Here is a 19,385-nt window from a genome sequence, read left to right on the forward strand (position 1 = left end):
GCGCTCACCTTACCCGGCGGAGGGATATTTGCCGCAGAAAATCGATCTTGAACAATTGTGTGCCGACAAGGGGCTGCGCATTACCGAACAGCGCCGTGTCATTGCGCGCGTCCTGTCCGAAAGCGTGGATCATCCCGACGTCGAATTGCTGCACCAGCGCGCTTCGGCAATCGATCCCAAGATCTCGATCGCGACGGTCTATCGCACGGTGCGCCTGTTCGAAGAGGCCGGAATTCTAGACCGTCACGATTTCGGAGACGGGCGCGCGCGCTATGAAGCTGCCCCCGAAGCGCACCATGACCATCTGATCGACGTCGAAACGGGCAAGGTTGTGGAATTCGTCGATCCCGAGCTTGAAGCGCTCCAGCGCGTCATTGCCGAGCGGCTCGGCTATCGCCTGGTCGACCACCGAATGGAGCTTTATGGCGTCCGCCTCTCGCGCGACGACTGACGCCGAATTGCGCGCCGCCGCGGCGCGCGGCGAACCAACCCCGATCAGCCCGATGGGATGGGTGCGGCTGTGCTGGCGCGGGCTGCTGCTGGTGCTGGCGCTGCTGGTGCTGACACCGCTGCATTACCTTTTCCGTACCCTCGCCTATGGCTCCCCCTTCCCGATGTATTTCCTGCGCTTTGCCGCATGGGTGGCGGGAGCGCGGGTGAAAGTGGTGGGCACGCCGCTGAGGCGCGACGTGTTCTTCATCGCCAACCATATCTCCTGGATCGACATACTCGCGCTTGCCGGGGCGAGCGGCACCGCTTTCGTTTCCAAGGCAGAGCTGGGCGAAGTGCCGGTGGTGGGCTGGCTTGCACGCCTCAACCGCACGGTCTTCGTCAAGCGCGAGAACCGCATGGGTGTGGCGGCGCAGATCAACGACCTGCGCGAAGCGCTGAGCGACAATTGGTCGGTCACTGTCTTTCCCGAAGGCACCGTTACCGACGGGCAATCGCTGTTGCCGTTCAAGACCAGCATGCTGCGCGTGCTCGAGCCGCCGCCCGCGAACGTCCTCGTCCAGCCGGTGATGCTCCACTACGGCGAGGTCGCCGAATGGATCGGCTGGGTGGGCGATGAAAGCGGGGTCAACAATGCCAAGCGCGTGCTCGCGCGACGCGGCTCCTACCCGCTCGAACTCCACTTCCTCGAGCCGTTCAGCCCCGAAGACCACCACGGGCGCAAGGCGATCGCCGCAGAGGCGCGCGACCGCATCGAGGAAGCTCTCGTGAACGCGCTGGGCAAGCCGCTGCGCGATTTCGAATTCTCGGTCGGCCCGGTCCGTTACACGGCGCCCGAACGCAACATCCCGATCGAATAGGGCTCAAAGCCCGGCGCTGATCAGCCAGTCGTGGAACAGCCGCACCGGGCGCGATTCAAGCGCGGTCGGCTTGCACACGAACCAGTAGCTATAGGGGCTTTCGACCTCGACCCCGTAAAGGTTGGTCAGGCGGTTGTCCCCTGCGCGGCGAAAGTGATCGTCATGCATGATCGCAATGCCCAGCCCCTGTCCGGCGGCGGCAAGCATCAGCTGGCCCGAATCGTAATGGTCGATCGCGGCCGGATCGAAATCGACTAGGCCCAGTTCGGTCTTCCACGCCTCGAAACTGGCGGGAAGCTCGTTGTGGATCAGGAAGGTCTGCTTGGCGAGTTTGGCCGGATCGACCTCGGTGCCGAGCGCTTCCGCCATTTCCTTGCTGCAGATCGCATGCACCATGTTGTGATCGAGCCGCACCGCATGCAGTCCGCGTTCGGGCCCGCGCGACAGGATGATCGCAGCGTCGAGCGTGTCGCCCACGCGGTCTTCCAGATGCGGCCCGGTATCGATGTCGATATGTAGCAGCGGGTGCCGCTTGCGTAGTTCCCCCAGATGCGGGAACAGCCGCTGGCTGCCGAACAGCGGGAGCACACCCAGCCTGAGCCGCAGCAGCGAGATATTGTCCGACTGGCTTTCCACCGCCCGCGCCAGCGCTTCCATGTGCGGGTTGACCGCTTCGTAAAATGCCTGCCCTTCGTCGGTCAGCTGCATCGACTGCCGCGCGCGGGTGAACAGCTTCTTGCCGACGAAATCCTCGAGATTGCTGATCCGCCGCGACAGCGCCGAAGGGCTCAGGCCGATCTCTTCCGCCGCCGCGCGCGCCGAGCCAAGGCGCACAGTGCGCATGAAAGCCTCCAGGGCGCGGAGGGGCGGAAGGCGGCGGGTCGGCATCATCTTACTCTTAATCCTGCTGCAGATACGCGCCACCCATCAAAAAGGGTGCAAAAAATCGAACCTGATGCGTGAAATTTATTCGTCGCTTGCCGTTTCTGCATCAGCGGGCGCGTGCAGCCGCAGCCGGGTGACATGCGTTTCGTCACCCGCAGTCACTTCGATCCGCCACCCGCTGGGATGCTGGACCACAGCACCCACCGGAGGCACCTGCTCGGCCAGCACATAGGCCAGCCCGCCCAGAGTATCGACCGATTCCTCGACTTCGGCGAGGCGCGGATCGACCATTTCGGCGACATCGTCGAGCTCAGCCCGCGCGTCGCAATCCCACATGCCTTCGCCGATCGGCACAATCAGCGCTTCGGGCGCGTCGTCGTGCTCGTCCTCAATCTCGCCGACGATTTCCTCGACGAGGTCCTCGATGGTGATGAGCCCGTCAGTGCCCGAAAATTCGTCTACCACGATCGCGAGGTGCGTACGCTTGGCGCGCATGTCCGCCAGCACATCCAGCGCGCCGCGCACCTGCGGCACATAGAGCGGCTGGCGCATCAGCGTGGTCCAGTCCTTCGGCGGCGGAATTCGGTCAGCCAGATAGGGGAACACATCCTTGATGTGGATCATCCCGATCACATGGTCGAGCGTGTCGCGATAGACGGGCATGCGCGAATGGCCGTGCTCGCTGAAGGCCGCAACAAGGTCGTCCCAGCTGATCGCCGCGTCGACCGCGATGATCTCGCTGCGCGGCACGGCGACATCGTCGGCATCGTGTTCGCTGAAATGCAGCAAATTGCGGAACATCTGGCGCTCGACCGACGAAAGATCGCCGCTGGCGCTTTCGGGCGCGGTTTCGGAACCCTGTTCGTCTTCGTGTTCGTCGATCGCCTCTTCGAGCTGCGCGCGCAGCGAACGATCGCCCTCGCCGATCTTCAGGAATTTCTTCAGGGCGGGCAACAGCCCGCCGCTACTGTCCGCGTCTCCGGCGGGGGATGGGGAATCGGGCATGGCCCTGCAAAGCGTCCTTCTCAAGTTTCGCGGTCACCATATGGGTCAGCGATACCCAGTTTTGCAAGTATCGCTATCTCCAGTGCTTCCATCTTGTCCGCATCTTCATCGCCGGTCTCATGGTCGAAGCCGGCAAGGTGGAGCAATCCGTGGACGATCAGATGCGTTGCGTGATGTTCGAGCGGGACGCCCTTGTCCTCCGCCTCGCGCGCGCAAGTCTCATATGCCAGCGCCAGATCGCCCAACATTTCGGGCGGGCCGTCGTGGGCGAGCGCAAGCAATTCCTCGCGCTCGAGCATCGGAAAGCTCAGCACATTGGTGGGCTTGTCGCGCTGGCGCCATTCGCGGTTGAGCGTGTGGACTTCGGCATCGGTGGTGAACAGCAGGCTGGTGCAGAGGCGCGGATTGGCGAGTTCGGGCACGATCGCGCCGCAAGCCTGCGCCGCGCGTTCGACCAGTTCTTCCCACTCGCCTGCCGGCCATTCCTCGATGTCGATATCGAGCTGCATCAGGCCGCCCCCAACGCCGGATCGCAGCCAGCGATGCGACTCATGCGACACTGTCCTAAAGCAAAAAAGCCTGTGCCCCGCGCAGGCCCGCGGAAACCGGCGAAAAGAGGGACTGGCGAAGCGTTGCTCATCGCCGCCACCTAGCGCGGTCAGCGCGAGTAGGAAAGGAGATGGAAGCTCGCGATGTCTGCTCGTGGGTGGGAAGCGGACATTCACTTGTAGGCTGAAATCGCCCATGTCATATCGCCCGCATGGTTTGGGACCTTGGCAAGGCCATGCGAAAAAAGGAGGAGTTCGAGTCAGCTCGGCTCATGGACTTCGATTTTCGTCAGCGTGCCCGCGCTACGAAACTTCTGGCTCACGCGTACAAACTTGATGAGGAAACTGTCGTTCGCGAAATTGCCATCTTAACTTCAAATGGCATCCTTGATCTCGTCGCCGCAAGCACAGGCAGGAGTCTGGAGGAAGTGTCGGCAGAATATGACCGTTGCCTCTCGGAGGCGCGAAAGCAACTCATTGTCGAACGGGGAGACCCGACGCCAAATCGCCTTGGGTAAATGTCCCCAGTTGGGTCGTTAGCGGACCTTCGACGCCCCTACTCCGCCTTGCCTTCATAGGCTTCGACGATCCGGCCCACGATCGGGTGGCGCACCACGTCCGCCGCGGTGAAGCGCGTCACCGCGATGCCGTCGACGCCTTCAAGCCGCCCTACCGCATCGGCAAGGCCGCTCATCCGGTCGCCGCCGGGGATATCGACCTGCTTCGGGTCGCCGCACACCACCATCCGGCTGTTCTGGCCGAAGCGGGTAAGGAACATCTTCATCTGCTCGCGCGTGGTGTTCTGCGCCTCGTCGAGGATGATGAAGCTGTCGGCCAGCGTGCGGCCGCGCATGAAGGCGATCGGGGCGATCTCGATTTCGCCGCTGGCCAGCCGCCGCTCGACCTGTTCGGGCGGCATGCAGTCATACAGCGCGTCGTAAAGCGGGCGCAGGTAAGGATCGACCTTTTCCTTCATGTCGCCGGGCAGGAAGCCGAGCCGCTCGCCCGCTTCCACCGCCGGGCGCGAAAGGATCAGCCGCTGCACGCTGCCGCTGATCAGCTGCGCCACTGCCTGCGCCACCGCGAGGTAGGTCTTGCCGGTGCCCGCCGGGCCCAGCGCGAAGATGATGTCGTCGCGCGCGAGCTGGCGCATATAGGGGATCTGGTTGGCGCTGCGCGGAACGATCGTCTTGCGGCGCGTGCGGATCATGATCGGCGGCGCGTCGAGCTCGCCGCTGATGATCCCTTCCAGCGTCGGTTCGTTCGACATGGCGATCAGCGATTCGATCGCCCCGGCATCGAGATCCTCGCCCCGCGCCAGCCGGTCATACATGGTCTGGAGCACATCGCGGGCGCGCGCCACGCTGTCTTCGGGCCCTTCGATCACCACCCGGTCGCCGCGCGCCGAGATGAAAGTGCCGAGCCGGTTCTCCACCTGCACCAGGTTGGCATCGAACTGTCCGAACAACGGGCCGAGCAGCGACTGGTCTTCGAAGCTCATCTCGGTCCGGGCGCGGCGCGGTTCGCGCGCGACTTCGGGAAAGGCGGATACGGTGTTTCCGGGTCCGCGGGCGGGCTTGCTGGCAGGTTTGCGGGCCATATCGGCGGGGGCTAGCTCCTTTCGACTTAAGCGAGTCGGAATCTAGGCACGAATGCGCGGGAAGCAAGCAAGCCCCCCCTACGCGACGGTGGAAAGTAACCGGCTTGCAAGAATCGCGGCGCCCCGCCATCCTCCCCGCCTTGCTCATTTGCCAGGGAGAATTCCATGCTCCGCCTGCTCGCCGCACCCGCAATCCTGCTGGCAATCGCCGCCTGCTCGCAGCCCGAGGAGGCCGCACCGCCGCCGGACGAAACCGCGGCGGAGGATGTGTCGCCCGCGCCTGCGGGCCGCGACGAGGACATCCGGCATTTCCTGGCGCAGGAATTCCCGGATGCGACCCCGTTGAAATATGCGCTGGCATGGCATGATCTCGATGGCGACGGGGCCGACGAAGCGATCGTCTACCTCGTGACCCCCTATTTCTGTGGCACCGGCGGATGCAACACGCTGGTGCTCACGAGCGCGGGGCCGATGTGGCGCAAGGTGGGCGATATCAGCGTGTCGCGCACGCCGATCACGGTAATGGATACGAGCAGCAATGGCTGGAAGGACATTGCCGTGGCGATCGCCGGTGGCGGCGGGCCATCGGGCAATGCGCTGCTCAAGTTCGACGGCACGAAATATCCTTCGAACCCCACGGTTCCGCCGGCCGAAATGACCGAGGCCACAGGAACGCAAATCTTGGCCGAGGAGCCCGAACTGATCGAGCTCAAGCCCGAGACGGAATCAGCCGACTGACGACAACGCGGCGACTTTCGGGATACCGCGCAGTGAGTTCGGGCCCGCTTCTGCGAGCTCGACCGTCACGAGGTCGCCGATCGCGCAATCCTCTTCGAACCACACGCTTTGCAGCCATGGCGACTTGCCCAGCCATTGGCCGGGGTGCTTGCCCTTGCGTTCGACCAGCACTTCGCAGGTCTTGCCCACGCTCGCCTGGTTGAACGCCAGCTGGTCGCGATTGAGCGCGGCCTGCAGCCGCTGGAGCCGCTCGTCCATCACTTCGCGTGCGATCTGGCCGTCCATCGTCGCGGCGGGGGTGCCGGGGCGAGCCGAATATTTGAAGCTGAAAGCCTGCGCGTATTTGACTTCGTCGACGAGGCTCAGCGTGTCGGCGAATTCGGCCTCGGTCTCGCCGGGGAAGCCGACGATGAAATCGCCCGACAGCGCGATATCGGGCCGCGCGGCGCGGAAGCGTTCGAGGAGCCGCAAATAGCCTTCCGCGGTGTGGCTGCGGTTCATCGCCTTGAGCACGCGGTCATTGCCGCTCTGCACCGGCAAGTGGAGATAGGGCATCAGCTTGGCGACTTCGCCATGCGCCTCGATCAATGCCTCATCCATGTCCATCGGGTGGCTGGTGGTGTAGCGGATCCGCTCCAGCCCATCGATCGCGGCGAGTGCGTGGATCAGGCCCGCTAGGCCTTGCCGCATGCCCTTGTCGTCTTCGCCGGACCAGGCGTTGACGTTCTGGCCCAGCAGCGTGATTTCGCGCGCACCGGCTTCAACCAGTTTCTGCGCTTCGCTCACCAGATCGCTGTAAGGGCGCGAGATTTCGGCCCCGCGCGTATAGGGCACCACGCAATAGGTGCAGAATTTGTCGCAGCCTTCCTGCACCGTCAGGAATGCATTCGGGCCGATCTTCCTGCGTTGCGGCAGGGCATCGAATTTGGCGATCGCGGGCATGTCCGTATCGGTCGCGCGTTCGCCCGCCACCGCCTTGTCGAGCATTTCGGGCAAGCGGTGATAGGCCTGCGGGCCGACCACCATGCTGACTGCCGGAGCGCGCGCCATGATCTCTTCGCCTTCGGCCTGCGCGACGCAGCCCGCGACCGCAATCAGCGGCTTCTTGCCCGCTTCCTCGCCTGCCTTCACCAGCCGGCCGATGTCCGAATAGACCTTCTCCGCCGCCTTCTCGCGGATGTGGCAGGTGTTGAGCACCACCAGGTCCGCATCCTCGCCCTCGGGCGCAGGCGTGATCCCGCGCGCAGCCAGCAGTTCGGCCATGCGATCGCCATCATAGACGTTCATCTGGCAGCCGAAGCTTTTGACCCTGTAGGTCTTGGGTGTGTCGGTCGGTTTCATCGGAGGCGCGCCCTTAGGCTATTCGTGCGCTGCGTTCAATGAAAAGGGCGGCACATGGCCGCCCTCTCCTTCAGCGATGCAGGACCGGTCAGGCAACCGTTGCCTTCACGATCTTGCCCGGCGCGCGCGGCGGTTCGCCCTTGGGCAGCGCGTCGATATGTTCCATCCCGCTCTCGACCTGGCCCCACACCGTGTACTGGTTATCGAGGAAGCGCGCATCGTCGAAGCAGATGAAGAACTGCGAATTGGCGCTGTGCGGATAGTTGGTCCGCGCCATCGAACAGGTGCCGCGCACATGCGGCTGTGCATTGAATTCGGCCTGCAGGTCAGGCTTGTCGCTGCCGCCCATGCCGGTGCCGGTCGGGTCGCCGCCCTGCGCCATGAAGCCGGGGATCACGCGGTGGAACACCACGCCGTCATAAAAGCCTTCATTGGCGAGTTCGGTGATGCGTTCGACATGGCCCGGCGCGAGATCGGGGCGCAGCTTGATGACGACATCCTTGGGCTCGCCGTCGCCGGTGTCGAGCGTGAAAGTGAGCGTATCGGCCATCTTTGAATCTCCTTCGGTTGCGCTGGCCTATAATGAGTTGTGAGCCGGAGTCACCCTCCTGCTTGCCTTTTCGCCCTGCCCGCCTAGACCGTGCGCATGTCCGACGATGCGCGCCTCGACGAAGACGACATCCTGCTGGCGGAAGCCCCGCCGGAGGAAGGCGCGCGCCCGGATGACCGGATCGACGACGAGCGCCACGACGAGGAAAACCGGCTCAAGCCCGAATATCTTCGCGCGGTGCGTGAAGCGCTGGAAGAAGGCGACAAAGGCGCGGTCTACGAACTGGTCGAGCCACTACACCCGGCCGACATCGCCGACCTGTTCGAGCTGATCGACCGCGACGAGCGTGGCGCGCTGGCCGCCGCGATTACCGATTTGATGAGCTCGGACGTGATCGCCGAGCTCAACGATTACGTCCGCGAAGACATGATGGAGGCGCTGCCCGCAGAAGCGGTTGCCACCATCGCCGAACAGCTCGAGACCGATGATGCGGTCCAGCTGATCGAAGACCTCGACGAGGAAGACCAGCAGGCGGTGCTGGCCGAACTCGATGCGGAAGACCGCGCGGCGATCGAAAGCGCGCTGGCCTATCCTGAAGAGACCGCCGGCCGCCTGATGAGCCGCGATTTCGTGGCCGTGCCCGAGCACATGACGGTGGGCGATGTGATCGACTACCTTCGCGGGCGGCTCGACATCTCGAGCGATTTCTTCGAAATCTTCGTGGTCGACGAGCGGCATCACCCGGTCGGCACCTGCGCGCTCAGCTGGATCCTCACCACGCCGCGCCACATCGCCCTGTCGGACGTAATGAAACGCGACCAGACGCTGATCCCGGTCACTATGGACCAGGAAGAGCTAGGCCTGATGTTCCAGAAATACGGGCTGATCTCGGCCGCCGTGGTGGACGAGAACGGGCGGCTGGTGGGCCAGATGACGGTGGACGACGTGATCCACATCATCTCCGAAGAGGCAGGCGAAGACGTGCTGCTGCTGTCCGGCGCGGGCGACGGCGACATCAACGAGCCGATCCGCGAAGCCTATGGCGCGCGCGTGCGCTGGCTGATCGCGAACCTCGGCACCGCGCTGGTCGGCAGCGCGATCATCGCCATGTTCGGTGCCGCGATCGAGAAACTGGTCGCGCTGGCGGTGCTGATGCCGATCGTCGCCAGCATCGGCGGCAATGCCGGCACGCAGACCATGGCGGTGGCGGTACGCGCAATCGCCACCAACCAACTCACTCGTGCCAATACATGGCGCATCGTTGAGCGCGAATTGCGCGTGGCGCTGCTCAACGGCGCGACCATCGCGGTGCTGATCGGGATCGGCACGGCTGCGATCTTCACGCCACAGCTGGGTGCAGTGATCGCTGCGGCGATGATCATCAATATCATCGTTTCGGGAATGGCGGGCGTGCTGGTGCCGGTGATCTTCGAGCGGTTGAACCAGGACCCGGCAGTGGCATCAAGCGTGTTCGTGACGATGATCACCGACAGCATGGGCTTCTTCGCTTTCCTGGGGCTGGCTGTGGCAACCGGGTTGGCGGGATAGCCTCAAGCCCCTATGTGGCGCGCATGCCGCTCCACATGACCAAGATCGCCTATCGTTCTGGCAGCGTTGAGAACCTGCGCCGCTGGGTCGAAGCCGGCGAGCGTGCGGAAATGACGACGCGCTACCTGCCCAAGCGGCATGAGGAGATGATCGGCGGGTCGCTTTTCTGGATCATCGACCACACCATCGTCGCGCGCAGCCCGATCATGGAATTCGAGCAGCGGCCCGACGGGCGCTGGACGATCTGGCTCGCGCCGCAACTGGTGCAGGTCCACCCCCGCCCCAAGCGCGCACACCAGGGCTGGCGCTATCTCGCCGATGCCGACGCCCCGCGCGACCTTGAGGAAGGCGAGGATGTGAGCGACGCCATGCCCGGGCGGCTTGCGGGCAGGCTGGAGAAGCTGGGGTTGATTTAGCTCTTTTGCGGAAATGTCCGCTTGTTGGTGGAAGGCAGACAGCCAAGTTTTGGCGAGGACGCGACTTGAGGTACCGATCGCAGAATTCGGCAAAGCCTCAGCGGGCCGATTCCGTCAGGACACTGCCGCTTTGCTGCCGCTTCACGCTCGTTTTGCTGGCCGGCTGCTCCCCGGGATTTGTGGAGCAAAACGGCTAGGGTTGGTGTCCTGAACGTTGCGGATCGTTTCCGTTCCCTTCGCGCGGCCTTTTAAACAATAGAAGGCCAAGGCCGGCAACAGTCAGCACGGCAACCGTGAACACGCTTCCTTCCGGCCCCTCGCCCGCGCCCGTGAGCCAGGCCGGTCCGACCGGCACCAGTTTCACCACCAGCGCGGGCAGACCGCTGTCCAGGCCCGTAATCGGCACATCGAAGCCGGTTCCGCCAAACCAGTTCCAGCCGGTGTGCCAGCCCATCACTCCCCAGACCGAATTCGAACGCTGCACCCAGGCGCAGGCGAAAATCGAAAAGACGAACGTCATGGCCAGCGGCAATAGCGGCTTTCCGGGCGAGAAGTGAAGAAAGGTGAAGGCCGCGGCCGTCAATATGTAGGCGGCAGGCGCATTCCAGCGCCGCATGATGGCGGAGAACAACCAGCCGCGAAATGCGATTTCCTCGATGCTCGCCTGCAGGATGAAGCCGGCAAGCAAGAGGGCGATCCAGCCGAGCGCGGCCGGGCTGGCGAAAGCCGGGAACAGGTCAGCCACACGGTATCCGCCAGCGAGCGCGATCGCAGCCACGATCCCGCCCATGAAGGCAATGCCCAGTGCGAGCCCGACCAGGAACTTCCTGAACGGCTGCTCTCCGCGAAGGCCGATGCTTGCGAGGCTTCTCTTTTCAACCCAGCGCACCCAGGCAAATATCGCCAGCCCCATGGCGATGAACGACGCCAGGATAAGGAACAGCCCCATTGTCCCCTTCGGCGAACCCTTCGCGTCGGTGAAGCCGAGGCCTTCAAGCAGGAAATCGGTCGGCAAGAGGCTGAAGGCCACCAGGAAAATGCAGATAAAGGGGGCGGCGATACTCGGCGGAATCCAGCCCTTGCCCGGCTCATCGGAAAAGATCATCTGTGTCATGTCCGCTCGGCTAACCTCCCGCCGTACATTGTTATAGAATGATCGTGCGGAACAAGTCCGAGCGAAGCCACTCCTTCGGTGTAAGACCAACGGCCATGCGGAATGTGCGACCAAAATGGCTCTGATCGGCAAAACCGGCGCCATGAGCAGTATCGGCCAGCGTCGCGCCTTCGCGCAAGAGTTGCTTGGCAAGATCGACCCGTCGGTGCTGCAGATAACGATAGGGGCTGGTGCCAAGCAATGCGCGAAAATCACGCGAAAGCTGCCAACGGTCGCAACCAGTAGCCTGTTCAAGTTCATCAAGTCGCGCGCCGCCGACGACGGCGGTTTCGAGAAATTCGCGCGCCCGCATCACGGCTGTTCGGTTGGCGATCCTCACCTTTGCCACTTTGCCAGCCGCATTGTTCATGGCTTGCGCCAGATCGTAGAGAGCGTCTTCATAGGCACCGGGATCCTCGACGCCCGCGCAGTCGATAACCATGCTGCAGGCCGCCGCGATCAATGCGGGATCCGTCGAGACGCCATCAGCGACAAACGGCAGTTCCGCGCCTCCAAGCGCTTCCTGGACATGAGTTGGCGGAACATAGGCCGCCCGATAGCTGAATCCGGCCTCATCATGGCAGTGACCATCATGCAATTCGTCGGGATGAAGGATCAGCACCTGACCCGGCAGCGAATGTCGCATCGCCCCGCGATAGTTGAACGCTTGCACCCCCGCCATCGTCAAAGCGACCGTGTAGGTATCGTGCCGATGCGGTGAAAACGCCGCCCTGACCATCCGGTTTGAAACTCGTTCGATCGGCCCGAACGAGTCGGCCGAATGCGATAGGTTCCAGGAATGCGCTGCAAAATTCATCGGTAGTATATTGTGCGTATGGGGCCGGAACGCAATCAGTGCGAATTCAAATGGGGTGTTCAGAATGCTTGCATGATCTTCAGGCCTCGAATTTCGCTCCCCGAAAGGCCACCTGGCTTGAACCTTGGAAGTCCATCGGCTGTGACGCTTCCGGTTCCGCAAGTCACAACAAACCATCCATTGGCGCTTCACCTGAACAAATGGCAACGTACAACAACAACCTTGGCGTTCGCGCCGACCCTCCGCAACCGGGGTCGCTAGCAGGCATTCATTCTAAACGCTCCCGTCCCTGCCTGAACCGCTCCATCACCAGCCGCACGTCATATTGCGCGTCCTGTTCGGGCGGCAGGGCGAATTCGGCATAGCTCGCCGCAAGTTCGTCCATCCGCTCGGCGATCCGCACCATGTTGTAGCCATGACTCACCACGAAACGGCGGCGCTGGAGGATCTGCGGCACCACGATCCGCGCAAACTGGTCGGCCGGCATGCCGGGCTTCATGAACTGCTCGGGGCCGATCGCAGTGAACACCCAGCCCGGCACGATCAGCCCTGCATGGACATGTTCGGGCAAGTCTTCGCGCAAATTCTCCGTCAGCCCCAACACGGCGTGCTTGGCCGCGATATAGGCCGCCGATTGCGGCATGGCGCAGAAAAAGCTGTTCTCGCTGCCGGTGTTGTAGAGCGCGCTGGGCGCCTCCTGTGCGACGAGGCGCGGCGCGAAGGCGCGGCAGCAATTCCACACGCCCCAGAAGTTGATATCGAAATGCGCGCGCGCAACCGCCGGGTCGACTTCCCACATCTTGCCGCGAGGGCCGCCCACCCCGGCATTGCTGAGCACCAGATGCACTTCACCCAGCTGCGCGAACGCCGCCTCGGCCAGCGCTTCGACCTGCTCGGGATCGCTCACATCGCACGGATGCGCCATTGCACCGGGGATCGAGCCCGCCGCCTTGTCGAGCTTCTCGCCCGGCAGGTCGGCCAGCATCACGCTGATGCCCTGCCCCGCGAGTTCGCGCGCGATGGCAAGGCCGATCCCGCTCGCCCCGCCGGTAATCACCGCGTTGCGAGGCGAGAAAGAGCTCATGCCGCGCTTTTCTCAGCGACGCGGCGCAGCACATTGACGTAAGTTTCGGGGCTTTGCGCGCCCGGCACCATGAAACGTCCGTTGACGATCATCGCCGGGACGCCAGAGATATTCAAATCCCACGCCTGCTGCTCCTCGGCGATCACGCGCGCTTCGAGTTCCTCATCTTCCAGCGCCGCCTTGGCCGCTTCGCGATGAAGGCCGACCGATGCGGCAATGTCGAGCAGAGTCGCCGGATCGGAGACATTGCGGCGTTCGTTGAAATGCGCGCGGAACAGCGCAAGCTTGAGCTCGGTCTGCACCTTCGGCCCGGCCTCTTCCAGCGCAAAGGCGAGCAGCTTGTGCGCCGCGCGGGTGTTCCACATCATCGGCGGCGGCGCTTCGCTCTCGCCTTCATATGCCAGCGAAACCCCGGCGCTGTCGGCAATCGACTTCATCTGGCCGCGGATCGCCGCGCCTTCCTCCGTGCTGCGGCGATATTTGCGCTGGAGGTGCGATTCCTGGTCTTCGCCATCGGGCGGCATGTCGGGATTGAGCTCGAACGGGCGCCAGCGCAGCTGCGCCTCGATCTCGCCGTCCAGTTCCTCCAGCGCCTTGGTCAGCTGCCCATAGCCGATCAGGCACCAGGGGCACATCACATCCGAATAGATGTCGATCGTAAGGCGTTGAGGCTGGGTCATCGGTCGAGCCACGATGTTACAAGGTGATGCGCAATCGCAAAACTGCGCGGAAAGATCAGGTCGTCAGTGCCGCGATCGCCCGCCGCGCGCGCCGCTTCCAGCTCCTCGCGAGTGAACCAGCGGGCATCGTCAAGCTCGGTGGTGTCGATCGTGAGTTCGGGATCGTCGGTCACCGAATAGCAGCCGATCATCAGCTGGCTGGGGAATGGCCAGGGCTGGCTGGCGACATATTGCACGTCGCGCGCGCGCACGCCCGCCTCTTCCCAGATTTCACGCGCAACCGCTTCCTCGATCGTCTCGCCCGGCTCGACGAAACCGGCCAAGGCCGAATACATGCGCGGGGGGAAGCGCGGCTGGCGACCGAGCAGCAAGCGCCCCTCATGTTCGACCAGCATGATCGTGACCGGGTCGGTGCGCGGAAAATGCTGTGCATCGCAGTTGCCGCAATTGCGCTGCCAGCCGCCCTTGGCCAGCTTGGTAGGGCCGCCGCAGCGCGCACAGAAGCGGTGCCGCGCGTGCCAGTCGACCAGGCTGCGCGCGCCGCCATAGGTCGCCAGCTCGCCCGGCTGGAGCGCCTGCATCGCGCTCCATATCTGCGGATTGGCATAGGCCGGGCCGGTCGCGCCTTCATCGGGCACAGGGGCAAAACAGGCCTTTCCGTCGAGCAGGCCGAGGAAGCACAGCTCTGCCGTTTCGGGCACATCGGCCAGCGTGCCCCATTCGAGCGCGCCGGAATCGTCGAACACGGGATTGAGCCCATCGAGCCTGAGTACGCGCGCGCGCCAGTTCATCTGTGCTGCCAGCGCATCGTCATCGACGCGGATATGGTCGGCACGCTCGATCGGCGAGCCCGAGAAGGCGATATTTGCGCGGTCAGCCAAGGGAGAAGGCCTTTTCGTTCACGCCGAGATCCTTGGCGAGCGCAGCAAGGAACTCGTCACGGATGGGATAGGATTCGGACGGCATGTACTGAACGAACAGCCCCGCCCGCAGGCCCGAACCGAAATCGACCGAAGCCAGCGTACCAGCCGCGCCGCCCCAGCCATAGGTCTGCCCGACCACGCGACCACCCGCGCCAAATTGTTGCCCGGCCACCCATGTGCCTTCCATCGTCGCGGTTTCCGGCAGCAGGTTTGACGTCCCGATGCGCACGGCGGCCTCGCCCATCACGCGCTTGCCGTCGATCTTGCCGAAACCCAGCAGCATCTTGAGGAAGCGGTCGTAATCGCGCGGGCTGCTGACAAGCCCCGACCCGCCCCACGCCAGCGGCGGCCGGTCGAGGAAGATCGAACTTCCCGCCGGGTCCATCGGCAGCGGCATTCCGGCAAGGATGCCGTAATTGTCGGTCAGCCGCCCCACTTCGCTTTCGGGGACCTGCCAATAGGTGCTGTCCATCCCGCAGGGGTCGAACATGCGTTCCTGCATGAACTGGGCAAAGTCCTGCCCCGAAGCCGCCTCGATCACGCGGCCAAGCAGGTCGATACTGGCGGAATAGCTCCACTTGGTGCCCGGCTGCAGAAGCAGCGGCAGCGCGGCGAGCCGGTCCGCCCAGGCCTCAAGCGACGGGGCCGAAGGCACTTGCGCGATCCCCGGGATCGGCAAGCGGCTGACCTGCCCCGAAGTGATGCCATTCCTGCGATAGGCATCGAGCAGCGGCCCCTTGTTGACGATGTCATAGCCCAGCCCCGAAGTGTGAGTGAGCAGCTGGCGGATCGTGATCGGGCGCTCGGCGGGCACAGTGTCATCGAGCGGGCCATCGGCGCGCTTGAGCACGCGCATTTCGGCAAAGGCGGGGAGAATTTCGGCCAGCGGCTGGTCGATGCCGATCTTGCCGTCTTCCACCAGCATCATCGTGGCCATGCCGGTGATCGGCTTGGTCATCGAATAGATGCGATAGAGCGAATCGATCCCGGCCGAAGCCGCTCCCCCGAATTTGAGCGTGCCGCGTGCAACGGCATGCGGATCGTCATGGCCCCAGCCGAAGCTTGCGACCATATTGGGGACTTTCCCGCCATTCACATAATGCCCGATGCGCTCGGCAACATTGGGCCATGCGGCGCCGACATCATGCGCCCGCAGCAGGTCGCGGCCCAGCGGCATGCCGGCCAGCACGCCACCGGCAGCGAGATAGGCGCTGCCCCGCAGCAGGCCCCGGCGCGACAATTGCGGAGTTTGGAATTCGCGGAAAGCCATCAGAGGGTCCTCTTTTGCAACCGAGCGGTTCGCTGTTTGGGCGATTGGCGGCGACGGGTCAATTGGCCCTTGCATCGCAGCGGTGTCTTACTAATATAAGACACATGCTGAACCTCATCTCTATCCTGATCGGTATCGTCGCGCTGGTGATCGTGGTCCCCGCGCAAATCCCCTTGCTTGGCGCGCTCAACTGGATCGCCCTGCCGCTGGTCGCGGTCGGCGTGGGGCTGGGCCAGCTCTCTTCCAGCCGCGGCGGGCGCAATTTCTGCCTGATCGTCGGCCTGATCGCCGTGGTCCGCCTGAGCCTGGGCGGCGGGATCATCTAAACCCTGCCAGCCAGCGCCAGCCGCGCGGCCTTGGCGAAGAGCGTCGGCAGCCCCGCCTCCTCGATCCGTTCGAGCGGCCACCATTCGCCTTCGCCATCGGGCTCGCCTTCGATCCTGACCAGCTCCAGCGTCAGCGAAGCGTGAGTGAAGACATGCCGAACCGCGCCCAGCGACCGCTGTGCGCCGGGCAGCGGAGGCCTTGCCGAACCGTCTGCCTGCGCGCTCCAGCCGTCATCCGGAAGCGCCCGCATCCCGCCCAGCATGCCATTGCCGGGCCTCGTGACCAGCCACACCGCGCCACCCCGCTCGATCCAATAGGCGCGCCCTTGCCGCTCAGGCTTGGGCTTTCGGGGAGACTTGACGGGCAAAAGTGCGGGATCGCCCTGGGCGCGCGCGGCGCAATCGCTTGCCAGCGGGCACAACAGGCACTTCGGATCGCGCGCAGTGCAGATCTGCGCGCCGAGATCCATCATCGCTTGCGCGAAATCTCCGGCGCGATCCTCTGGAGTGATTTCGGCAGCGCGTTCGCGGATCGCCTTGCGCGCGCCGGGCAGCGGCGCGGTGATCGCGAACAGCCGCGCGACCACCCGCTCGACATTGGCATCGACCACCACTGCGCGCTCGCCAAAGGCGATCGCCGCCACTGCTGCTGCCGTGTAGGGCCCGAGCCCCGGCAATCCGAGCAATTCCTCCTCACTCTCGGGAAATCCGCCGCGCGCCGCCACAGCCCGCGCGCATTTGAGCAAATTGCGGGCGCGCGAATAATAGCCGAGCCCGGCCCACGCGGCCATCACCTCGGCCTCTTCCGCTGCGGCCAGCGCTTCGACCGTGGGCCAGCTTGCAATGAATTTCGCGAAATAGGGCTTCACCGCTGCGACCGTGGTCTGCTGCAGCATCACTTCCGAGAGCCACACGCGATAGGGCCAGGCCGGATCGCTTGGCCGCGCCGTGCCGGGCGAATTGCGCCATGGCAGGTCGCGCGCATGGGCATCGTACCAGTGGAGCAATGCGTCGGAGATGGTCTTGGCGCTGGCAGTCACGCCGGGCCTATGGCATTGGCGGCACCCTGATGGAAAGCGATAAGCCACCCAAGCCGGCAGGAAAGCAGGGCGCGCGCAAACCAGCGCAGCCCTATTCCCGCCCGCGCGGCGGCTCTCCCAAGCCGATTGGCGAACTGATGCCGCAGATCGGGCGCACCGCCTTCCGCCGCTTCGGCTTCGTGCAAAGCTCGGTCGTGACCCGCTGGCCCGAGATCGTCGGGCCGGTCCACGCTCGCGTCTGCGCGCCTGAAGCGATCCGCTTCCCGCCCGGCGAGAAGACTGATGGCATACTGCAGCTGGTGGTGGTTCCGGCGCATGCCCCGCTGATCCAGCAGGTGACGCCTGAGATCATGGATCGCGTGAACCGCTTTTTCGGCTACAAGGCGGTCGCGCGGGTCAAGCTGCGGCAAGGTGAGGTTAAGCCGGCGCGTGCTGAAACGCCCGCCAAACCGCCACCTTCGCTCAAGCCGATCCCGATGGAATTGGGTGACAGCCTGCGAGATATCGGCGATCCCGAATTGCGCGCCGTGCTGGAATCGCTCGCCCGCAGCCTGGGCGACAAGGAGGACAAGACCAAGTGAAAGCGTTCAAGACTGCTCTTCTGGCCGGCACGCTGGTGATGGCCACCGGCTTCGCGCCCGACTGGACTATCACTGTCGCCAAGACCGATGCCGGCCACCTGGTCGGCAATCCGGATGCCGCCACCAAGGTCGCCGAATATATCAGCTACACCTGCTCGCATTGCGCCGACTTCGCGCGCAATGGCGATCCCGCGCTCAAGATCGCCTATGTCCGCACGGGCAAGGTCTCGGTCGAAGTGCGCCACTTGCTGCGCGACCCGATCGACCTCACCGCAGCGATGCTCACCCATTGCGGCGCGGCGGACAAATTCGCGCTCAACCACGCTGCCATCATGCTCAGCCAGGACAAGTGGCTGCAAGTAGCCGCGAGTTCCACGCAGGCGCAGCGCAATCGCTGGTCGAACCCCGATCGCGCCGCTGCGCGCCGTGCGATTGCGGCCGACCTCGATTTCTACCAGCTGATGGAAGGCCGCGGCTATCGCACCACCGATATCGACCGCTGCCTGGCGGACAGCGCGATGGAGACCAAGCTGATCCAGGCCTCGCGCGACGATACGGTCCGGCTTGGCCTGCAGGGAACGCCGAGCTTCACGATCAACGGCAAGCTGCTCGATCATGTCCATAACTGGCCCGCACTGCAGCAGGCGATCGACGCTCATCTGGCCTCGACCGCGGCCAAATAGCAGCGATAAGCACATTGAGGATGGACATGTGCGGGGATGGACTTGTGGAAAGCTGCCCCGCGCGCTTCACCCCCCTTCCCGCATAGTATAGCCTCCCCCGTTCAGACGTAAGGATTCAAAACAGATGACGATTTCGCGCCGTTTCCTAGCCTCTTCGGTTGCCGCCGGCCTCGCGCTGGCGCTGGCCGCATGCAGCGGAACCGAAGAGACTGCAGACACGCCCGCCGGTGAACCGATTGCAGCGATCCCCGCGCCTGACGGGCAAGCCTGGACCGATGTGGTCGCAGTCACCCCAGAAGACGGTTATCTGGTGGGCAACCCCAATGCGCCGATCAAGCTGATCGAATATGCCAGCCACACTTGCGGGCATTGCGCCCAGTTTGCAGCGGACGGTTCGCCGCAACTGAAGAAGCAATATGTTTCGACCGGTGTCGTCAGCCTCGAGCTGCGTAACCTCGTGCGCGACCCGCTGGACCTGACCATCGCGGCGCTGGTGCGTTGCGGCCAGCCGCAGAACATGATGCCGCTGGCCGACCAGGCCTGGGCGTCGATCGACGCCATTTTCGACAATGCGAACCGGAACGGCGCGGCTCTCGAGGCCGCAGCGCAATTGCCGCCGCAGCAGCGCTTTGTCGGTATCGCGCAGGCTACCGGGCTGATCGACTTCTTCGCCGCACGCGGGCTGAGCAGCGAGCAGGCGCGCACCTGCCTTTCCGACAACGCCAAGATCGAAGCGATCGCCGCACGTTCGCAACAGCAGGGCACCGAACTGAACGTCACCGGCACGCCGACCTTCTTCCTCAATGGCAAGAAGCTCGAAGTGAACACGTGGCAAGCGCTCGAACCGATCCTGCAGACTGCCGGCGCACGGTAAGTCGGCCAAGAAG

The 19,385-nt window shown here is 64.1% G+C and carries 23 protein-coding genes; 10 read left to right on the forward strand and 13 right to left on the reverse strand.

Annotation, left to right across the window (positions count from 1 at the left end; genetic code table 11):
* The first annotated feature begins 28 nt into the window (after positions 1-28).
* A complete protein-coding gene (locus ACUJ47_RS05580; protein WP_445537434.1) occupies positions 29-451 on the forward strand; it encodes a Fur family transcriptional regulator in 423 nt (140 codons plus the stop codon).
* A complete protein-coding gene (locus ACUJ47_RS05585; RefSeq protein WP_445537435.1) occupies positions 423-1,310 on the forward strand; it encodes a lysophospholipid acyltransferase family protein in 888 nt (295 codons plus the stop codon). Before ACUJ47_RS05580 ends, ACUJ47_RS05585 begins: the two co-directional genes overlap by 29 nt.
* A 3-nt stretch (positions 1,311-1,313) precedes the next feature.
* On the opposite strand, the gene ACUJ47_RS05590 is transcribed toward ACUJ47_RS05585, so the two are convergent.
* The 3 genes from ACUJ47_RS05590 to ybeY all read right to left on the reverse strand — a co-directional run bounded on the left by ACUJ47_RS05590 (position 1,314) and on the right by ybeY (position 3,709).
* A complete protein-coding gene (locus ACUJ47_RS05590) occupies positions 1,314-2,198 on the reverse strand; it encodes a LysR substrate-binding domain-containing protein (protein WP_445538865.1) in 885 nt (294 codons plus the stop codon).
* Between the two features lie 78 nt (positions 2,199-2,276).
* On the reverse strand, positions 2,277-3,200 hold the full coding sequence (locus tag ACUJ47_RS05595) for a hemolysin family protein (protein WP_445537436.1): 924 nt from the start codon (positions 3,198-3,200) through the stop codon (positions 2,277-2,279).
* Positions 3,201-3,220: 20 nt separating this feature from the next.
* Positions 3,221-3,709: an rRNA maturation RNase YbeY gene (gene ybeY, locus ACUJ47_RS05600; RefSeq protein ID WP_445537437.1), complete on the reverse strand. Its 489-nt coding sequence runs from the start codon at positions 3,707-3,709 to the stop codon at positions 3,221-3,223.
* Positions 3,710-3,960: 251 nt separating this feature from the next.
* On the opposite strand from ybeY, the gene ACUJ47_RS05605 reads away from it, so the two are divergent.
* Positions 3,961-4,266, forward strand: a complete 306-nt coding sequence (locus ACUJ47_RS05605; protein ID WP_445537438.1) for a hypothetical protein — start codon at positions 3,961-3,963, stop codon at positions 4,264-4,266.
* Positions 4,267-4,304: 38 nt separating this feature from the next.
* Here ACUJ47_RS05605 and ACUJ47_RS05610 read toward each other — a convergent pair whose 3' ends face one another.
* Positions 4,305-5,249, reverse strand: a complete 945-nt coding sequence (locus ACUJ47_RS05610; protein WP_354144392.1) for a PhoH family protein — start codon at positions 5,247-5,249, stop codon at positions 4,305-4,307.
* A 264-nt stretch (positions 5,250-5,513) separates the two neighbouring features.
* On the opposite strand from ACUJ47_RS05610, the gene ACUJ47_RS05615 reads away from it, so the two are divergent.
* Positions 5,514-6,086: a hypothetical protein gene (locus ACUJ47_RS05615; RefSeq protein ID WP_445537439.1), complete on the forward strand. Its 573-nt coding sequence runs from the start codon at positions 5,514-5,516 to the stop codon at positions 6,084-6,086.
* Here ACUJ47_RS05615 and miaB read toward each other — a convergent pair.
* Positions 6,075-7,427 carry a tRNA (N6-isopentenyl adenosine(37)-C2)-methylthiotransferase MiaB gene (miaB, locus tag ACUJ47_RS05620; RefSeq protein ID WP_445537440.1) on the reverse strand — a complete coding sequence of 451 codons (1,353 nt, stop codon included), beginning with the start codon at positions 7,425-7,427 and terminating at the stop codon, positions 6,075-6,077. The genes ACUJ47_RS05615 and miaB overlap by 12 nt on opposite strands.
* 88 nt (positions 7,428-7,515) lie before the next feature.
* Entirely contained in the window at positions 7,516-7,977 is a 462-nt protein-coding gene (locus ACUJ47_RS05625; protein ID WP_445537441.1) for a peptidylprolyl isomerase, read from the reverse strand.
* A gap of 96 nt (positions 7,978-8,073) precedes the next feature.
* On the opposite strand from ACUJ47_RS05625, the gene mgtE reads away from it, so the two are divergent.
* Complete coding sequence (gene mgtE, locus ACUJ47_RS05630) at positions 8,074-9,525, forward strand: magnesium transporter (RefSeq protein WP_445537442.1); 1,452 nt, start codon at positions 8,074-8,076, stop codon at positions 9,523-9,525.
* Between the two features lie 23 nt (positions 9,526-9,548).
* Positions 9,549-9,941: a DUF1489 family protein gene (locus tag ACUJ47_RS05635; protein ID WP_445538866.1), complete on the forward strand. Its 393-nt coding sequence runs from the start codon at positions 9,549-9,551 to the stop codon at positions 9,939-9,941.
* 193 nt (positions 9,942-10,134) lie between these two features.
* Here ACUJ47_RS05635 and ACUJ47_RS05640 read toward each other — a convergent pair whose 3' ends face one another.
* From ACUJ47_RS05640 to ACUJ47_RS05665, 6 genes are all read right to left on the reverse strand, one after another.
* Complete coding sequence (locus ACUJ47_RS05640; RefSeq protein WP_445537443.1) at positions 10,135-11,199, reverse strand: lysostaphin resistance A-like protein; 1,065 nt, start codon at positions 11,197-11,199, stop codon at positions 10,135-10,137.
* A complete protein-coding gene (locus ACUJ47_RS05645; RefSeq protein ID WP_445537444.1) occupies positions 11,087-11,911 on the reverse strand; it encodes an AraC family transcriptional regulator in 825 nt (274 codons plus the stop codon). The genes ACUJ47_RS05640 and ACUJ47_RS05645 overlap by 113 nt, the downstream gene beginning before the upstream one ends.
* A gap of 268 nt (positions 11,912-12,179) precedes the next feature.
* Entirely contained in the window at positions 12,180-12,995 is an 816-nt protein-coding gene (locus ACUJ47_RS05650; protein ID WP_445537445.1) for an SDR family NAD(P)-dependent oxidoreductase, read from the reverse strand.
* Positions 12,992-13,675 carry a DsbA family oxidoreductase gene (locus ACUJ47_RS05655; RefSeq protein WP_445537446.1) on the reverse strand — a complete coding sequence of 228 codons (684 nt, stop codon included), beginning with the start codon at positions 13,673-13,675 and terminating at the stop codon, positions 12,992-12,994. The genes ACUJ47_RS05650 and ACUJ47_RS05655 overlap by 4 nt, the downstream gene beginning before the upstream one ends.
* Positions 13,672-14,556, reverse strand: coding sequence for an NAD(+) diphosphatase (nudC, locus tag ACUJ47_RS05660; protein ID WP_445537447.1), 885 nt, complete (start codon positions 14,554-14,556; stop codon positions 13,672-13,674). The genes ACUJ47_RS05655 and nudC overlap by 4 nt, the downstream gene beginning before the upstream one ends.
* On the reverse strand, positions 14,549-15,868 hold the full coding sequence (locus ACUJ47_RS05665) for a serine hydrolase domain-containing protein (RefSeq protein ID WP_445537448.1): 1,320 nt from the start codon (positions 15,866-15,868) through the stop codon (positions 14,549-14,551). The genes nudC and ACUJ47_RS05665 overlap by 8 nt, the downstream gene beginning before the upstream one ends.
* A gap of 104 nt (positions 15,869-15,972) precedes the next feature.
* Between ACUJ47_RS05665 and ACUJ47_RS05670 the strand changes: the two genes are divergently transcribed.
* Positions 15,973-16,194 carry a hypothetical protein gene (locus ACUJ47_RS05670; protein WP_445537449.1) on the forward strand — a complete coding sequence of 74 codons (222 nt, stop codon included), beginning with the start codon at positions 15,973-15,975 and terminating at the stop codon, positions 16,192-16,194.
* Here the strand turns inward: ACUJ47_RS05670 and ACUJ47_RS05675 are convergent.
* Entirely contained in the window at positions 16,191-17,234 is a 1,044-nt protein-coding gene (locus tag ACUJ47_RS05675; RefSeq protein WP_445537450.1) for an A/G-specific adenine glycosylase, read from the reverse strand. The two genes, ACUJ47_RS05670 and ACUJ47_RS05675, sit on opposite strands and share 4 nt — an antisense overlap.
* A 29-nt stretch (positions 17,235-17,263) precedes the next feature.
* Between ACUJ47_RS05675 and ACUJ47_RS05680 the strand changes: the two genes are divergently transcribed.
* The 3 genes from ACUJ47_RS05680 to ACUJ47_RS05690 all read left to right on the forward strand — a co-directional run bounded on the left by ACUJ47_RS05680 (position 17,264) and on the right by ACUJ47_RS05690 (position 19,372).
* On the forward strand, positions 17,264-17,815 hold the full coding sequence (locus tag ACUJ47_RS05680) for a DUF721 domain-containing protein (RefSeq protein ID WP_445537451.1): 552 nt from the start codon (positions 17,264-17,266) through the stop codon (positions 17,813-17,815).
* On the forward strand, positions 17,812-18,498 hold the full coding sequence (locus ACUJ47_RS05685) for a DsbA family protein (protein ID WP_445537452.1): 687 nt from the start codon (positions 17,812-17,814) through the stop codon (positions 18,496-18,498). The genes ACUJ47_RS05680 and ACUJ47_RS05685 overlap by 4 nt, the downstream gene beginning before the upstream one ends.
* A 124-nt stretch (positions 18,499-18,622) precedes the next feature.
* Positions 18,623-19,372: a DsbA family protein gene (locus tag ACUJ47_RS05690; RefSeq protein ID WP_445537453.1), complete on the forward strand. Its 750-nt coding sequence runs from the start codon at positions 18,623-18,625 to the stop codon at positions 19,370-19,372.
* The last annotated feature ends 13 nt before the right edge of the window (positions 19,373-19,385 follow it).

This window comes from Altererythrobacter sp. Z27, from assembly GCF_052683155.1.

What these genes read in the sequence shown, in the direction of transcription:
- ACUJ47_RS05665 (WP_445537448.1), bottom strand. Translation starts at nt 15,868, where the DNA reads ATGGCTTTCCGCGAATTCCAAACTCCGCAATTGTCGCGCCGGGGCCTG.
- ybeY (WP_445537437.1), bottom strand. Translation starts at nt 3,709, where the DNA reads ATGCAGCTCGATATCGACATCGAGGAATGGCCGGCAGGCGAGTGGGAA.
- ACUJ47_RS05590 (WP_445538865.1), bottom strand. Translation starts at nt 2,198, where the DNA reads ATGCCGACCCGCCGCCTTCCGCCCCTCCGCGCCCTGGAGGCTTTCATG.
- ACUJ47_RS05595 (WP_445537436.1), bottom strand. Translation starts at nt 3,200, where the DNA reads ATGCCCGATTCCCCATCCCCCGCCGGAGACGCGGACAGTAGCGGCGGG.
- ACUJ47_RS05610 (WP_354144392.1), bottom strand. Translation starts at nt 5,249, where the DNA reads ATGAGCTTCGAAGACCAGTCGCTGCTCGGCCCGTTGTTCGGACAGTTC.
- ACUJ47_RS05650 (WP_445537445.1), bottom strand. Translation starts at nt 12,995, where the DNA reads ATGAGCTCTTTCTCGCCTCGCAACGCGGTGATTACCGGCGGGGCGAGC.
- ACUJ47_RS05615 (WP_445537439.1), top strand. Translation starts at nt 5,514, where the DNA reads ATGCTCCGCCTGCTCGCCGCACCCGCAATCCTGCTGGCAATCGCCGCC.
- ACUJ47_RS05640 (WP_445537443.1), bottom strand. Translation starts at nt 11,199, where the DNA reads ATGGCGCCGGTTTTGCCGATCAGAGCCATTTTGGTCGCACATTCCGCA.
- ACUJ47_RS05605 (WP_445537438.1), top strand. Translation starts at nt 3,961, where the DNA reads ATGGTTTGGGACCTTGGCAAGGCCATGCGAAAAAAGGAGGAGTTCGAG.
- ACUJ47_RS05670 (WP_445537449.1), top strand. Translation starts at nt 15,973, where the DNA reads ATGCTGAACCTCATCTCTATCCTGATCGGTATCGTCGCGCTGGTGATC.
- miaB (WP_445537440.1), bottom strand. Translation starts at nt 7,427, where the DNA reads ATGAAACCGACCGACACACCCAAGACCTACAGGGTCAAAAGCTTCGGC.
- ACUJ47_RS05625 (WP_445537441.1), bottom strand. Translation starts at nt 7,977, where the DNA reads ATGGCCGATACGCTCACTTTCACGCTCGACACCGGCGACGGCGAGCCC.
- ACUJ47_RS05635 (WP_445538866.1), top strand. Translation starts at nt 9,549, where the DNA reads ATGCCGCTCCACATGACCAAGATCGCCTATCGTTCTGGCAGCGTTGAG.
- ACUJ47_RS05655 (WP_445537446.1), bottom strand. Translation starts at nt 13,675, where the DNA reads ATGACCCAGCCTCAACGCCTTACGATCGACATCTATTCGGATGTGATG.
- ACUJ47_RS05645 (WP_445537444.1), bottom strand. Translation starts at nt 11,911, where the DNA reads ATGAATTTTGCAGCGCATTCCTGGAACCTATCGCATTCGGCCGACTCG.
- ACUJ47_RS05690 (WP_445537453.1), top strand. Translation starts at nt 18,623, where the DNA reads ATGACGATTTCGCGCCGTTTCCTAGCCTCTTCGGTTGCCGCCGGCCTC.
- ACUJ47_RS05680 (WP_445537451.1), top strand. Translation starts at nt 17,264, where the DNA reads ATGGAAAGCGATAAGCCACCCAAGCCGGCAGGAAAGCAGGGCGCGCGC.
- ACUJ47_RS05585 (WP_445537435.1), top strand. Translation starts at nt 423, where the DNA reads ATGGCGTCCGCCTCTCGCGCGACGACTGACGCCGAATTGCGCGCCGCC.
- mgtE (WP_445537442.1), top strand. Translation starts at nt 8,074, where the DNA reads ATGTCCGACGATGCGCGCCTCGACGAAGACGACATCCTGCTGGCGGAA.